At 39.5% G+C, this 15,063-nt stretch carries 18 protein-coding genes and 1 tRNA gene; 15 read left to right on the top strand and 4 right to left on the bottom strand.

Going from position 1 to position 15,063, the window contains the following annotated elements; all coding sequences use genetic code 11:
* The first annotated feature begins 6 nt into the window (after window positions 1–6).
* Window positions 7–492: an HIT family protein gene (locus HPB14_RS02970; protein ID WP_001164403.1), complete on the top strand. Its 486-nt coding sequence runs from the start codon at window positions 7–9 to the stop codon at window positions 490–492.
* 64 nt (window positions 493–556) lie between these two features.
* The gene (locus HPB14_RS02965; RefSeq protein ID WP_000647438.1) at window positions 557–1,513 is read left to right on the top strand and encodes a ribose-phosphate pyrophosphokinase; all 957 of its coding nucleotides are present in this window, start codon (window positions 557–559) and stop codon (window positions 1,511–1,513) included.
* A gap of 12 nt (window positions 1,514–1,525) precedes the next feature.
* Here the strand turns inward: HPB14_RS02965 and HPB14_RS02960 are convergent.
* The 4 genes from HPB14_RS02960 to HPB14_RS08250 all read right to left on the bottom strand — a co-directional run bounded on the left by HPB14_RS02960 (window position 1,526) and on the right by HPB14_RS08250 (window position 3,930).
* Window positions 1,526–1,602 (bottom strand) — tRNA-Ile (locus HPB14_RS02960).
* Window positions 1,564–2,709 (bottom strand): FtsW/RodA/SpoVE family cell cycle protein, encoded by a 1,146-nt coding sequence (locus HPB14_RS07900; protein WP_014658452.1) that lies wholly within the window; start codon window positions 2,707–2,709, stop codon window positions 1,564–1,566. Before HPB14_RS07900 ends, HPB14_RS02960 begins: the two co-directional genes overlap by 39 nt.
* 22 nt (window positions 2,710–2,731) lie before the next feature.
* Entirely contained in the window at window positions 2,732–3,433 is a 702-nt protein-coding gene (locus tag HPB14_RS02955; RefSeq protein WP_229018045.1) for a YcjF family protein, read from the bottom strand.
* 68 nt (window positions 3,434–3,501) lie between these two features.
* Complete coding sequence (locus HPB14_RS08250; protein WP_000399491.1) at window positions 3,502–3,930, bottom strand: GTPase; 429 nt, start codon at window positions 3,928–3,930, stop codon at window positions 3,502–3,504.
* A 133-nt stretch (window positions 3,931–4,063) separates the two neighbouring features.
* Here HPB14_RS08250 and HPB14_RS02945 point away from each other — a divergent pair, with 133 nt between their 5' ends.
* The 13 genes from HPB14_RS02945 (at window position 4,064) to HPB14_RS02885 (ending at window position 15,020) form a co-directional block, all read left to right on the top strand.
* Window positions 4,064–5,047 carry an RluA family pseudouridine synthase gene (locus HPB14_RS02945; protein ID WP_001174333.1) on the top strand — a complete coding sequence of 328 codons (984 nt, stop codon included), beginning with the start codon at window positions 4,064–4,066 and terminating at the stop codon, window positions 5,045–5,047.
* Window positions 5,010–6,257 (top strand): fibronectin type III domain-containing protein, encoded by a 1,248-nt coding sequence (locus HPB14_RS02940; protein ID WP_000731295.1) that lies wholly within the window; start codon window positions 5,010–5,012, stop codon window positions 6,255–6,257. Before HPB14_RS02945 ends, HPB14_RS02940 begins: the two co-directional genes overlap by 38 nt.
* A gap of 10 nt (window positions 6,258–6,267) precedes the next feature.
* Window positions 6,268–7,449, top strand: coding sequence for a tRNA (guanosine(46)-N7)-methyltransferase TrmB (gene trmB / locus HPB14_RS02935; protein WP_001119891.1), 1,182 nt, complete (start codon window positions 6,268–6,270; stop codon window positions 7,447–7,449).
* Window positions 7,446–8,117 carry an ABC transporter ATP-binding protein gene (locus HPB14_RS02930; RefSeq protein WP_000111126.1) on the top strand — a complete coding sequence of 224 codons (672 nt, stop codon included), beginning with the start codon at window positions 7,446–7,448 and terminating at the stop codon, window positions 8,115–8,117. Before trmB ends, HPB14_RS02930 begins: the two co-directional genes overlap by 4 nt.
* On the top strand, window positions 8,104–8,910 hold the full coding sequence (locus HPB14_RS02925; RefSeq protein ID WP_001094190.1) for an FtsX-like permease family protein: 807 nt from the start codon (window positions 8,104–8,106) through the stop codon (window positions 8,908–8,910). Before HPB14_RS02930 ends, HPB14_RS02925 begins: the two co-directional genes overlap by 14 nt.
* A complete protein-coding gene (locus tag HPB14_RS02920; RefSeq protein WP_000277254.1) occupies window positions 8,903–10,105 on the top strand; it encodes a murein hydrolase activator EnvC family protein in 1,203 nt (400 codons plus the stop codon). Before HPB14_RS02925 ends, HPB14_RS02920 begins: the two co-directional genes overlap by 8 nt.
* A 92-nt stretch (window positions 10,106–10,197) precedes the next feature.
* Window positions 10,198–10,557, top strand: coding sequence for a FlaG family protein (locus HPB14_RS02915; RefSeq protein WP_000245957.1), 360 nt, complete (start codon window positions 10,198–10,200; stop codon window positions 10,555–10,557).
* Between the two features lie 16 nt (window positions 10,558–10,573).
* Entirely contained in the window at window positions 10,574–12,631 is a 2,058-nt protein-coding gene (fliD, locus tag HPB14_RS02910) for a flagellar filament capping protein FliD (RefSeq protein WP_014658450.1), read from the top strand.
* A gap of 40 nt (window positions 12,632–12,671) precedes the next feature.
* Window positions 12,672–13,052, top strand: coding sequence for a flagellar export chaperone FliS (gene fliS / locus HPB14_RS02905; RefSeq protein ID WP_001199084.1), 381 nt, complete (start codon window positions 12,672–12,674; stop codon window positions 13,050–13,052).
* Window positions 13,039–13,278: a hypothetical protein gene (locus tag HPB14_RS02900; protein WP_001087775.1), complete on the top strand. Its 240-nt coding sequence runs from the start codon at window positions 13,039–13,041 to the stop codon at window positions 13,276–13,278. Before fliS ends, HPB14_RS02900 begins: the two co-directional genes overlap by 14 nt.
* A gap of 52 nt (window positions 13,279–13,330) precedes the next feature.
* Complete coding sequence (locus tag HPB14_RS02895; RefSeq protein ID WP_001294089.1) at window positions 13,331–13,990, top strand: tRNA threonylcarbamoyladenosine dehydratase; 660 nt, start codon at window positions 13,331–13,333, stop codon at window positions 13,988–13,990.
* A gap of 25 nt (window positions 13,991–14,015) precedes the next feature.
* Complete coding sequence (locus HPB14_RS08540) at window positions 14,016–14,138, top strand: hypothetical protein (RefSeq protein WP_000656194.1); 123 nt, start codon at window positions 14,016–14,018, stop codon at window positions 14,136–14,138.
* Window positions 14,139–14,141: 3 nt separating this feature from the next.
* Window positions 14,142–15,020 carry a carbon-nitrogen hydrolase gene (locus HPB14_RS02885; RefSeq protein WP_000562715.1) on the top strand — a complete coding sequence of 293 codons (879 nt, stop codon included), beginning with the start codon at window positions 14,142–14,144 and terminating at the stop codon, window positions 15,018–15,020.
* Window positions 15,021–15,063: the final 43 nt, after the last annotated feature.

Genomic DNA, 15,063 nt, shown 5'->3' with positions numbered 1-15,063 from the left:
ATGAACATGCAACATTTATACGCTCCTTGGCGCGAAAGTTATTTGAAAGAGAAAAATAAGAGTTGTGTCTTTTGTGAAATTTCTCAAAACCCTACAAAAGATTCAGAAAACAGAGTGCTTTATAGAAATAGCGATCTCTTTGTGGTGATGAACGCCTACCCTTATAACCCGGGGCATTTATTGATCGTTCCTCATGCGCATCAAGCTAGCGTGGAACTTTTAGAAATGAATACTTGGCTGAACATGAATAAATTAGCGCCTAAAGTGTTAAAAGCGTTGTATGCTTATGGCGCTCAAGGGATTAATTTAGGTTTGAACTTGCACAGAAACGCCGGAGCAGGGATTCCTGAGCATTTGCACATGCATTTAGTGCCTAGGTTTTTAGGCGATAGCAATTTTATAAGCGTTATCGCTCAAACTAGGGTGTGCGGGATTGATTTAAATGAAACCTATCTTACCTTAAAAAACTTATTAGAAAAGGAGCTTCATTGAAAACAAACGCTTTTAATTTGGGTGCGCTACAATTATTTTTAATTCATTTTAGGGAGTGTCAGCGATGAAGGCTCGTGGTTTTAAGACAAAGATGCGTGGTTTTAAGATTTTTTCAGGGAGCGCTCACCCTGCATTTGGTAAAGAAGTGTCAAAGCATTTAGGCTTTCCCTTATCCAAAGCGGTGATAGGCAAATTCAGCGATGGCGAAATCAATATCCAAATCAGCGAATCGGTGCGCGGTAAAGATATTTTTATCATCCAGCCCACTTGCGTGCCGGTCAATGACAATTTAATGGAGTTGTTAGTCATGGTAGATGCTTTAAGGCGCAGTTCGGCCAATTCTATCACAGCGGTGTTGCCGTATTTTGGCTATGCCAGACAGGACAGAAAAGCGGCTCCACGAGTGCCTATCACGGCTAAAATGGTCGCTAATTTGATGCAAGAAGTGGGGATTGAAAGGATCATTACGATGGATTTGCATGCCGGGCAAATCCAAGGCTTTTTTGATGTGCCGGTGGATAATCTATACGGATCTATCGTTTTTAGAGACTATATCCGCTCTAAAGCGTTAAAAAACCCTATAATCGCCAGCCCTGATGTGGGTGGGGTTACAAGAGCCAGGTATTTCGCTAATCAAATGGGGTTGGATTTGATCATCGTGGATAAGCGCCGTGAAAAAGCTAATGAAAGCGAAGTGATGAATATTATCGGCTCAGCCAAGGAGCGCGATGTGATTTTAGTGGATGACATGATTGATACCGCAGGCACGATCTGTAAAGCCGCTTTGGCTTTAAAAGAGCAAGGGGCGACTTCTGTCATGGCGTTAGGCACGCATGCGGTTTTGAGCGGGAATGCGATCAAGCACATTAAAGAAAGTGCGTTAGATGAAGTGGTGGTAACTAACTCTATCCCTTTAGTTCAAAAATGCGATAAAATCACCACCTTAAGCGTAGCGCCCTTATTTGCGGAAGTGATCAGAAGGATTTATCATAACGAAAGCGTCCAATCGCTTTTCACTTAAAAAAAGCGGGAGTGGTGGATTCTGTAGGACTTGAACCTACGACCAATCGGTTATGAGCCGAGCGCTCTGACCAGCTGAGCTAAGAATCCAAAATTCCCAAAGGATGGTTTGCTATTGTATCCAAAAATATAGCGAAAAGCAAGCAGGTTTTCTAGGATTGCAAACAGGATCATAAAAGTGATAAAACTGCTCCCCCCGTAGCTGAATAAGGGTAAGGGAATCCCCACCACAGGGGCTAACCCTAAAGTCATGGCGATATTCACGCTAGAATAAACAAAGATTAAAATAGAAATCCCAAGGGCTACAATCTTTAAAAACCAATCGCTGTTGCTCTCAAACAGATAAAAAAATAAATGCAAACTCAAGCCTATATAAATCGCAAAAAGCAACATAGCCCCTAAAAACCCGAAACGCTCCACGAAGTAAGCAAAGATAAAATCGCTCGTTGCAATAGGCAAGAATTTGAATTTGGTTTGGGTGGAGGCTTCTTTGGATTTGCCTAAAAACCCGCCCGATCCTATAGCGATAATGGATTGCATGACATGGTAATTAGGCTTTTCAGAAAGAAAGTCTGCGATGCGCTTTTTTTGGTAATCATGCAAAAAATGATAAGCGATAGGCGAAGCCACTAAAAGAGCGATAAAAAGAGGGAGCCACACCCTAGTCCTTAAACCCACGATAAGTAAAATCCCAAAACCCATGATGAGTACAATAAGAGCCGTGCCTAAATCGGGCTGTTTTAAAATCAAAGCCGCCGGTAAGCAAATGTAAAAACTGAGCTTTAAAAACATGCCCCAATCATAGCCCTTAAAAGGGGGTGGGTTTATTTTAATCAAATGCGCTAATAACAAAAGGATAGCGATTTTCACAGGTTCGCTAGGCTGTAGAGTGATAGAAGTAAAGGGAATGACTAGCCATCGTTGCGCCCCAAGCTTGCTAGATCCCATAAAATCCACTAACGCTAATAAAATCACGCACGCCCAATAAAACACAAAGAGCCACCGATCGAGCTTCCTGAAAGGGATAAAAAACACGATCCAAAAGAGAAGAAACCCTATCGCATAATAAACCCCTTGCTTTAAGCTCAAAACCGCGCTGCTCTCAAAAATCAATAAAAAAGAAACCACCAACAAGGGGATAATAAACACAAAAGGCAAAAGATCAAAATGCATCCAAATCCTTTTGTCTAATGCCATGCGTTTTTCATAACCCCTAATCTTATTGCGTTAATTTTTTGATTGTATCCAAGTTGAGATAATTCTCCTTAAAGAGAGAAGTTATCATGCCAACTTCACCAGGCAAATTGACTTCGCCCGTCTCATCATTAAAGCACTTTTCTAGCACTTTCAAATACGCAAACCCAAGAGCTTCAGTGATAACAACAGCGGTTATGCCAGAAATTGCACCCCCTACAACACTCCCCACAACAGGAATGAATTTAAGGAAACCATTAACGAGCGTTCTCCCCACTTGCGCGACAGCGGTTACGCCTAACAATCCTGTGATCAAACTCGCGCCCACAGATTTATCCAAATCCATTCCAAAAGCGTCATTCATTTTATAAATCATCCCTGCTTGAATGGGCGCGATAGCGAGCGCATCACTAAAGGGTATGGGGATAAGCCCAGCCCCTCCTGCAGCGCCTGATGCAACATGGATAATGGTTTTACATTCCTCTATCATAGCCTGTTTTCTTTTTTGAATATTAGCTTTTTGAATACTCAAGAAATGCTTTTTCTTATTTTCTTTAGCGTCTGAAAGACATTTTTCTGTTTCAGCTACCAACTCTTCTAAACCTTCAACGGGGACTTCAATACCTCTAAATGAAAATGCAACGGAATTGACCCTCACATAATCTCTGACAAAACCTTTAAACCCCCATTCTTCGTCTATGATCGCTTTAGATTCTTGGACAAACATCTCGCCGGCTTCGGCTTAAGTGTGTGTGAAAACGACAATCGTTGGGATATTCCAATCTTTAGCGAAGCTTAATAACTCTCTCTCTCTTGAACCCTACCAGAAGTCTCTTTAACGCACAAATACGCCACATCAATGGCTTCTTTTTCATCAAGCGTTTTAAAAGAATCTTCCATTTCTTTTTTAATGCTTTGCATGGTGTCGTGGTAATCTTTATCTTCAATGCCTTTAGTGTCCCACAAAATTAAGCCTTTTTCTTCATCAATGTATTTTTCAAGATGCTGAGTGATGGGCTTTCCTACGCCTGCTTTAGCGATTTCTTTACCAAAGAGAGCGTTAATGAGCGAGCTTTTACCCACCCCAGTAGCCCCCATGAGCAAAACATTCATTTTGCTCTCTTTAATGCCTTTGAGATTTTTAAAGTGTTTAAGAAGTTTATCCGTATTTAATTCGCCCGTTTCTTTATTGAACGCACCGCCTAAAGAGTTATCGTGTTCCATTAGAACCCCTTTTAAAATGATTTGAGCCACAAAATGTTGTCGCACCGATTATAGCGTATTCAAATAATGAAATAGGATTTTTTTAAGGTTTTGAGTAGAATAATGGTTTTTAAAAATGCAAAAAAGAGTTTGAATGCAAAAAGTTTTCATCGCCCCTACCCATTACAAACGCATTGATGAATTTTTAGCCAAAGAATTGCAAATTTCTAAAAACCAGGTATTGAATTTGATTAAAGAGGGGTTAGTGTTTTGTCAAAAAAAGGAGGTCAAAAAAGGGGGGCTAGCCTTAAAAGAGGGCGATGCAATCACGCTTTTAACGCCCAAAATCGCACCCAAACCCTTAAAAAAAGAGCTTGATTTAGAAATAGAAGTCATTTTTGAAGATGAAGATTTGTTGGTATTAAATAAGCCCCCTAATCTAGTCGTTCATAAAGCCCCAAGCGTGAAAGAGCCTACTTTAGTGGATTGGTTAAAATCTCAAAATTACGAGCTTTCTAATCTGGGATTAAAAGAGCGCTATGGGATTGTGCATCGTTTGGATAAGGACACGAGCGGAGGGATTGTCATCGCTAAAAACAATTTTACCCATGTTCATTTGAGCGAGCAACTCAAAACTAAAATGATGGGGCGCTATTATATCGCCTTGCTTTCAACGCCCTTAAAAGAAGAAAAAATGAGCGTGGAATGCTATTTGACAAGAAACCCCAATAACCGCTTAAAAATGATAGCGCTCAAAGCGGCCAAAAAAGAAAAAAGCCGCTATTCTAAAAGCGAATTTATCAGTTTGCTGACTTCTCAAAATGGCATGGATTTGATAGGGGCTAAACTATTCACCGGGCGCACGCACCAGATCAGAGCGCATTTAGAATATTTGAACAGACACATCATAGGCGATAATCTTTACGGGCTTAATGGAGCGCTTCCTAAAGAAGAAATAAGAATCATGCTGCATGCCTATTTGATAGAGTTCAAACACCCTAGAAGTGAGCAAAAACTGCGCTTTAAAGTTCCCCTATTAAAGGATATGTTAGAATACCTTAAAAAAGTTTTTGACAAGGAGAATTTAGATGAGGTCTTGGATGAAGAAAAAATACTTCACGCTTTTATTGCAAAGTAGTGTGGTATTAGCGGTTTTTATAGGGTGCTCTTCTACCAGGAATCATACTTTTTCAGCCCTTAATAATCAAGAAAATATAGACACAAAGCTTCCGGTAGTCCATTCTGTTAAAACCATTAACGATGTGAGTTCAGTGGGTTTTGAATGGCCTAAAATCGCTGACGCTTATGACATTGACGGGTTTATTTTGTATCGTTTGAAAAAAGACTCCAAGCTTAAAAGAATCGCCACGATTAAAAACCCTTATGCGACCCACTATTATGATGAGGGGCTAGAAACAGAGAGTTCTTACACTTACCAGCTCGCTACTTACAAGGGCGATAAAATTTCTAAACTTTCAGAACCCATTTTAGTAAAAACCTCTTTTATCAATCCTGTAGAAAGCGTGTTTGCAAGCCTTGAATACCCTAAAAGCGTGAAAGTCTTTTGGAGTCCGCACCCAAATCCCAGCGTTTCTAAATACATCATTCAAAGGCAGAATAAAGACGGCAAATTTTTAAATGTAGGGGCTGTAAAAAACCGCTTGTTCGTGGAGTTTTTTGATAAAGATTTAGAAGATGGGCAAAAATACCGCTACCAAGTCGTCGCCGAAAATTTCATGGGGGATAAATCCAGGCCTAGCGTCATAGTGGAGGGAAAAACCAAAGACTTACCCAAAGAAATCACTAACGTTAGAGTGAGCCAAAACCTCACACGACAAATTGAATTGAGCTGGGATAAATCCTCTCAAGCGGATGTGGTGGCTTATCGTATTTACGCTTCCAATAACCGCAACGATAAATACAAATTCATCGCTCAAACCACCAACACTTCCTATGTGGATAAGATAGAAAAAGACAACCTCACTCGTTATTATAAAGTCGTCGCCCTTGATAAAACGCATCTTGAAGGGGCGTTACCCAAAGAGCCTGCCATGGGTGAGACCTCTGATAGGCCTGAAGCCCCTATCATCACTAAAGGGACTATTCAAGACTCTTCGGCCTTGATCCAGTGGGAAAATAACCCGAGCGCTAAGATAGCCACTTATGCGGTGTATCGCTTTGAAGCCAATTCTAAAACCCCTTTGCGCTTTGGGAATATCACCAAAAACCAATTCGTGGATAAGGACATGAAAGTGGGTGTGGCTTATCGCTATCAAGTGGTGAGCGTGGATAAAGATGGATTAGAGTCGCACCCAAGCAAAGAAGTGCGTTTGTTTTTAGAGCGCTAAAAGGGTTTTAATGCCCCATTTTTTAGCCAAGCTGGATTTTAAACCTTTAGAATACCCCTTAATTGAGGGGGATTTTTGTTTTCATAAGGAATTTTTAAGCTTAAAACACCCCACTAAAAGCTGTGTGTATGCGAGTTTTAAGGATCATATTTTTTTATTGCAAAAAATCAGGCGATCGAATGATTTTTTAATCAAAAGCGAAAAAGCGACGCCCTTAAAAAGAGAGGTTTTAAAACAAGCTTTAAGGATTTATTCGCAATCTTTTGAAGTCATTTCGCATAATTTGCAAGAAAATTCTAAACATGCGAGCCAAAAAAAAGCCCTTGATTTAGGAACTTTTGAAGACTTTATTCAAAAAAATCAAGCCCCTATTTTAGCCGAAATTGGTTTTGGGAGCGGGAGGCATTTGATAGAATTAGCCAAAAACAACCCCACTAAAACATGCTTAGGGATAGAGATTCACACCCCCTCTATCGCGCAAGCGTTAAAGCAAATTGAATTGTTGGATTTAAAAAATCTGCACATCTTGCAAGGCGATGGCCGTTTGATTTTAGAGAGCATGCCAAATTATAAGTGCGAGAAAATTTTTGTGCATTTCCCTGTGCCATGGAATGAGAAAAAACACCGCCGGGTGCTAAGCGAAAAATTTTTAAACGAAGCTTTAAGGGTTTTAAAGCCTAGAGGGTTTTTGGAATTACGAACCGATGATAGCCTTTATTTTGAAGACAGCCTAAAATTAGCCCTAAAAAACCTTCAATGCGAGATAGAAATCAAAAAAAACGCTCAAATCCCGGTGGTCAGCAAGTATGAAGCGCGTTGGAATAAACTCAAAAAAGATATTTATGATTTAAGGATTTATTCTTTAGAATTAAATGAAACCCCTTTTGATAACCATGCATTTGATTTTTCTTTTGATACAATAACAATGAGTAAAAAGAGCGTTAAAACGATTTTAAAAACCCCAAAAATCATCCAAGAGGGGTATTTTGTGCATGTTTGTAATATTTATGAGAATAAGGGGGATTTTTTAGTGGAATTGAGCATGGGGGATTTTGATTGGCCTGTGCGTTTGTTTGTTTTATTAACAGAAAATCAGATTTTTTACCTCAATAAAAGCCCCTTAAAAACCTTAAACAACCACAAAGCGCATCTTTTGCTTCAAAATATCCTAAGCCAAAAGGGAATTGGATGAGTGTGATCATCGTAGCGAATAATCTATGCTTACAATACCAGCAAAACGAACCGGTTATCAAGCATGCTAATTTACGCATCAAACGGAAGGATTTTGTGTTCATTTCAGGGCCTAGCGGGAGCGGTAAAAGCACGCTTTTGCGATCGTTTTATGGGGATTTAAAACTTTTTAGCGGTAAATTAGAAGTTTGCAATATCAACATGAACAACGCTTCAAAAACGACAATTTTGGATTTGCGTAAAAATATTGGCGTGGTTTTCCAAGATTATAAATTGATCCAAGATTACACGATTGAGCAAAACATCAAACTACCGATGATTATTTGTGGCGTTAAAAAAGAAGAATGCCACTTGCAGCTGGAAAAACTTTTAGGGCATATTGATTTACGCCATAAGGCTAACCGCTACCCCAAAGAGCTCAGTGGGGGCGAACAACAGCGAGTGGCTATGGCTAGGGCTATGGCGAACTGCCCTGAACTCATTTTAGCCGATGAGCCTACCGGGAATTTAGACGATTATTCTAGCGATAAAATCTGGAGCTTGTTAAGGGGCATGAACACGCAATTAAACGCTACGATCGTGGTGGTTACGCACAAATTCCCTAAAAATTTTAGCGCTTATCACCGAAAATTTTACATAGAAGATGGGGAAGTTTATGAATACTCTTAAAAAGCATTTAGCCTTTATCATTCCCCTAGTGGCGTTATTGTTTAGCTTGGAGTGCGTGTTATTTATCAATCAAGCGATCGAACAGAAAGAAAAAAAATTGATTGAAGATTATTCAGTCGTGTTGGCCAGCACGCAAAAATTAGGCTTGGAATTGTTGCGTCAAAATTTTAGTGAAATCACGGCTTTAAAAGAGATTGATCCTAATTATTCTTTAGAGCCTCTTCAAAAAACTTTAGGCACAGACGGGCTTAAGGAATTAAGAAAGAATTTACCCTTTTTTTATTCTTTACAACTTTCCACATTCCCCACTCAAGAGCGTTTAGAAAACATTAAAGAAAAATTGCTCAAAATCCCTGGCGTTCAAAAAGTTGAAGTCTTTGCTAAAACTTACATGCAAGTGTATGATCTCTTGAGTTTTATTAAAGCAGCGGTCTATATCTTTGCGTTAGTGGTCTTTGTTTTATCGGTTTTATTGATGTTTAAGCAAGTCCGCATCTGGATCTATCAATACCATGAGAGGTTGGAGATCATGGATTTATTAGGGGCTTCGGTGTCTTTTAAAAACGGGTTTTTGTATAAAATAGCTTTAATGGATTCTTTAATCGCTAGTTTTTTAGCCCCCATGCTCATGCTTTATATCACTTCGCAAAAAGGTTTTGAAAAAACGATGGATACTTTGGGTATTATAGGAGGCGTGTTTGTTTTAAACCATTTTTTATGGGGACTGCTTTTTAGCCTTGTGGTCTCATTTGTTTCTGTTTTACTTGTAGCTTGGAGGACTAGACATGTATAAATTAGGAATATTTTTGTTAGCCATCTTACTATCAGCTAACACGCAAAAAGTGAGCGATATTGCTAAAGACATTCAGCACAAAGAAACCCTTTTAAAAAAAACCCATGAAGAAAAAAACCAACTAAACAGCCGTTTGAGTTCTTTAGGTGAAGCGATCCGATCTAAAGAGCTTCAAAAAGCTGAGATGGAGCGCCAAATGGTTGCCTTAAAAAAGAGTCTTGAAAAAAATCGTAACGAAAGTTTGGCGCAAGAAAAAGTCCTAACCAACTACCGCAAGTCTTTAGATCATTTGCAAAAACAACGATCGTTTTTACAAAAGAGGGTGTTTGATACGCTTTTAGAGGATTTTCTTTTTTCACAAGCCCTAAAGGGGCAGAATTTAGCCTCTTCTAATGATGTGATTTTGCAAGTGGCGTTTGAAAACTTGCACCAAAGCACTCTGTCTAAAATGTCGCAATTGAGCCAAGAAGAAAAAGATCTCAATACGCAAGCTTTAAAAGTCAAAAGCAGTATTCAAAAAATCTCATCTGTCATAGATGAGCAAAAAACTCGTGAAATAACCTTAAAATCCTTGCAAACCGAACAAAATAAGCTCATTTTGAGCATGCAAAAAGACTATGCGATCTATAACCAACGATTAACCCTTTTAGAAAAAGAGCGCCAAAATTTAAACGCTCTTTTAAAACGCTTGAATATCATCAAACAAAATAGGGAAAATGAAGAGAGGGTCAGTTTGAAAAAATCTTCTCAAGCCTTAGAAGTCAAACAAGTGGCTAGCTCTTATCAAAATATCAACACCACGAGCTATAACGGACCAAAAACGATCGCTCCTTTGAACGATTATGAAGTGGTGCAAAAATTTGGCCCCTATATTGACCCAGTTTATAATTTAAAAATTTTTAGCGAGTCTATTACGCTAGTGTCAAAAACCCCAAACGCTTTGGTGCGTAATGTTTTAGACGGAAAAATCGTGTTCGCTAAAGAAATCAACATGCTTAAAAAAGTCGTTATCATTGAGCATAAAAACGGCATCCGCACGATTTATTCTCAATTGGATAAAATCGCCCCCACCATTAAAAGCGGCATGCGGATCCAAAAAGGCTATGTTTTAGGGCGCATTGATCAACGCTTGGGCTTTGAAGTTACCATGAGAGAAAAGCACATTAACCCCTTAGAACTCATCGCACGCAATTAAACAAATCATTTTTATTGCCGATATTGGCTAAAGAGCTTATGCAAACAAATAAATCATTATACTTGTAGGCATGGAAAAATTTGGAGGTTTTTATGGTCAATGAAGTTCAAGGGATTGGGATTCCCACATCTCACACAAGCGTTCAAACAACCCCCACAAAAGAGATCAGTCGCACAAATACGATAAACACTATTGATGAATCTAAGACAACAATAGACCCTGATCAATACAAACCCAAGCTAGAATTATTGAGCGAGCGTCTGAATGAAGAAATGAAACGCATTGGCACGGATATTAATTTTAGTTATAACGATACGATCAAAGGGTTAGTGGTTTCAGTCAAAGACGCTAATGGGGATAAAGTGATAAGAGAAATACCCTCTAAAGAAGCCGTGGAGCTTATGCAAAGAATGCGCGATGTGATAGGCATTATCTTTGATAAGAGAGGCTAAACATTAGAGGTAAAACATGGCAATAGGTTCATTAAGCTCATTAGGGCTTGGCAGTAAGGTTTTGAATTACGATGTGATTGACAAGCTTAAGGATGCTGATGAAAAAGCGTTAATCGCCCCTTTAGACAAGAAAATGGAGCAAAATGTTGAAAAACAAAAAGCCCTTGTAGAAATTAAAACGCTCCTTTCATCTCTAAAAGGCCCGGTTAAAACGCTTTCAGATTATTCCACTTATATCAGCCGAAAAAGCAATGTTACAGGCGATGCGTTGAGCGCGAGCGTGGGGGCTGGCGTGCCTATTCAAGATATTAAAGTGGATGTGCAAAATTTAGCGCAAGGCGATATTAACGAATTAGGGGCGAAATTTTCTTCAAGAGATGATATTTTTAGCCAAGTGGATACCACGCTCAAATTTTACACGCAAAACAAGGACTACGCCGTTGATATTAAAGCAGGAATGACTTTAGGCGATGTGGCTCAAAGCATCACGGACGCTACCAATGGCGAAGTGATGGGCATTGTGATGAAAACAGGAGGGAATGACCCCTACCAATTAATGGTGAATACCAAAAACACCGGCGAAGACAACCGAGTCTATTTTGGCTCACATCTCCAATCCACGCTCACTAACAAAAACGCCCTTTCTTTGGGGGTTGATGGAAGCGGGAAAAGTGAAGTGAGTTTGAATTTAAAGGGGGCTGATGGGAGCATGCATGAAGTCCCTATCATGCTAGAGCTCCCTGAAAGCACTTCTATCAAGCAAAAAAACGCGGCGATCCAAAAGGCTATGGAGCAGGCTTTAGAAAACGACCCTAATTTTAAAGACTTGATCGCTAATGGGGATATTTCCATAGACACTCTTCATGGGGGGGAATCTTTAATCATTAATGACAGGCGTGGGGGAAACATTGAAATTAAAGGGAGTAAGGCTAAAGAGCTTGGGTTTTTGCAAACCACCACCCAAGAAAGCGATTTGTTAAAAAGCGCTCGCACGATAAAAGAGGGTAAATTAGAAGGGGTGGTTAGCTTGAATGGCCAAAAACTGGATTTAAAAGCCTTAACCAAAGAGAGCAACACCAGCGAAGAAAACACAGACGCTATCATTCAGGCGATCAACACTAAAGAAGGCTTGAATGCGTTTAAAAACGCCGAAGGCAAGCTTGTGATCAATTCTAAAACCGGAATGCTCACCATTAAGGGCGAAGACGCTTTAGGCAAGAATAGTTTGAAGGATTTGGGTTTGAGCGCTGGCATGGTGCAATCTTATGAAGCTTCACAAAACACGCTTTTTATGTCTAAGAATTTGCAAAAAGCGAGCGATTCAGAATTCACTTATAATGGGGTGAGCATCACGCGCCCCACTAATGAGGTCAATGATGTGATTAGCGGGGTTAATATCACTTTAGAGCAAACCACAGAGCCTAATAAACCTGCTATTATCAGCGTGAGCAGAGACAATCAAGCCATTATAGACAGCCTTAAGGAATTTGTCAAAGCTTATAATGAGCTTATCCCTAAATTAGACGAAGACACGCGTTATGACGCTGACACTAAAATCGCTGGGATTTTTAACGGCGTGGGCGATATTCGCACCATTAGATCCTCTCTTAATAATGTGTTTTCTTATAGCGTGCATACGGATAATGGGGTAGAAAGCTTGATGAAATACGGGCTTAGTTTAGACGATAAGGGCGTGATGAGTTTGGATGAAGCTAAATTATCAAGTGCGCTAAATTCTAACCCTAAAGCGACTCAAGATTTTTTCTATGGGAGCGATAGCAAGGATATGGGGGGCAGAGAAATCCACCAAGAGGGCATTTTTTCTAAATTCAATCAAGTCATCGCCAATCTCATAGATGGAGGGAACGCTAAATTAAAAATTTATGAAGATTCCCTAGACAGAGACGCTAAAAGCCTGACCAAAGACAAAGAAAACGCTCAAGAGCTTTTAAAAACCCGCTACAACATCATGGCGGAGCGCTTCGCGGCTTATGATAGTCAAATCTCTAAAGCGAATCAAAAATTCAATTCCGTGCAAATGATGATCGATCAAGCGGCGGCTAAAAAGAATTAAAAAACAGAGAGTTATCAATTTTAAAGGATAAAGGAACATTATGCAATACGCTAACGCTTATCAAGCCTACCAGCATAACAGAGTGAGTGTGGAATCTCCGGCAAAACTCATTGAAATGCTTTATGAAGGGATTTTGAGATTTTCTTCGCAAGCCAAACGCTGTATTGAAAATGAAGACATTGAAAAAAAAATCTATTATATTAATAGGGTTACGGATATTTTCACGGAGTTGTTGAATATTTTAGATTATGAAAAAGGGGGGGAAGTGGCGGTGTATCTTACAGGCTTATACACCCATCAAATCAAAGTTTTAACGCAGGCCAATGTGGAAAATGATGCGAGTAAGATTGATTCGGTGTTGAATGTGGCTAGGGGGTTGTTAGAGGCATGGAGGGAAATCCATTCAGATGAACTCGCCTGATGCGTTATTAGATTCCTTTAAAATCGCTCTTGTTAAAAAGGATTCCAAACTCGCCTTTTCATTGATAGAGCGCCTTTCTTTAGAGCAAATAAAAAGCTCAGATTTAAACACGCTTTTAAGCCTTAAGGAAATGATAGCCCAAAGCATTGAACTATTAGAAAAAGAAAAAGAAGAACTGCAATCGCAAATGCATAAGGCTAAGAAGATTCAAAAATTTTTGTCTTAGATTTTTTAAACTACGATACAATAAAAGCACTATTTTTATTGAAGGCTAAAGATTGTCTGAACCCATAGATAGATTCACGCGCATAAGGTGGTTGTTTAAAAACGATTTTGAAAAAATCCGCCAACAAAGGGTTTTAATCTGTGGTGTGGGGGGCGTTGGGGGCTTTGCACTAGACGCTTTGTATCGTGTGGGGATAGGGCAAATCACTATTATTGATAAGGACGTGTTTGATGTTACCAATCAAAACCGCCAGATTGGCTCAGAAAGGATAGGAGAATCTAAAGTGTTGGTGTTGCAGGATCTCTATAAGGGCATTCAAGCTTTGAATTATCGCATAGATGAAGCGTTTTTAAATTCATTTAATTTTAGAGATTATGATTACATTTTAGATTGCATGGACGATTTGCCTATTAAAACAAGCTTGGCGATAAAATGCCAGAATTTCGCTTACGGGAAATTTATCAGCTCTATGGGGAGTGCGAAGCGTTTGAACCCTAAACACATCCAAGTAAGGAGCGTGTGGGAAAGCTATGGCGATAAATTCGGGCGTAAATTTAGGGATTTTTTAAAAAAACGCCGTTTTAAAGGGGATTTTAAAGTGGTTTTTAGCCCTGAAGTCCCGCATTGCATAGAGCTTGGGAGTTTTAATGCAGTTACGGCGAGTTTTGGTTTGCAAATAGCGAGTGAAGTCGTGCAAGATATTATCAAATAAGATATTAACAACGAAAGGCAGTGGAATGAAAGATTACGAAGACGAATTGGAAGATTTTGAAGAAGAAGATGAAGAGTATGGGGATTATAAGAATGTCTATGATGATGACGATTATGAAGACTATAACTCTGATTATGAAGAAGAGTGAAAAATGATTTGTGCGAGCATCCTCCAGCATGCTTATTGCGGCTCTAGAAAAAAAACCATAGAGCATACAGCGAACTTGCTTGAACAAGCGCTAAAAAAACACCCTAAAACCAATTTAGTGGTGTTGCAAGAATTGAACCCTTATAGTTATTTTTGTCAAAGCGAAAACCCTAAATTTTTTGATTTGGGCGAGTATTTTGAAGAAGATAAGGCTTTTTTTAGCGCTTTAGCTCAAAAATTTCAAGTGGTGCTTGTCGCTTCTTTATTTGAAAAACGCGCTAAAGGGTTGTATCACAACAGCGCGGTTGTGTTTGAAAAAGATGGCTCAATCGCTGGAGTGTATCGCAAAATGCACATTCCTGATGACCCAGGGTTTTATGAAAAATTTTATTTCACGCCGGGGGATTTGGGCTTTGAGCCTATTATTACAAGCGTGGGGAAATTAGGGCTTATGGTGTGCTGGGATCAGTGGTATCCTGAAGCAGCAAGGATCATGGCTTTAAAAGGGGCAGAAATTTTAATCTATCCTAGCGCGATAGGGTTTTTAGAAGAAGATTCTAATGAAGAAAAAAAGCGTCAGCAAAACGCATGGGAGACCATCCAAAGAGGGCATGCGATCGCTAATGGCTTGCCTTTGATTGCGACTAACAGAGTGGGCGTAGAGTTAGATCCTAGTGGCGCGATTAAGGGGGGCATTACTTTTTTTGGCTCTAGTTTTGTGGTGGGGGCTTTGGGCGAGTTTTTAGCTAAAGCGAGCGATAAAGAAGAGATTTTGTATGCGGAAATTGATTTAGAACGCACCGAAGAAGTGCGCCGAATGTGGCCGTTTTTAAGAGACAGGCGCATTGATTTTTATAACGATTTGTTGAAACGCTATATTTAATCAGTCAATCAATTTAAGATTTAAAGTTAGAAAGGGTTAAACA

The sequence above is a fragment of the Helicobacter pylori HUP-B14 genome, assembly GCF_000259235.1.
GTDB classification, from domain to species: domain Bacteria; phylum Campylobacterota; class Campylobacteria; order Campylobacterales; family Helicobacteraceae; genus Helicobacter; species Helicobacter pylori_CU.
This window is presented reverse-complemented; position numbering and strand designations above follow the sequence as displayed.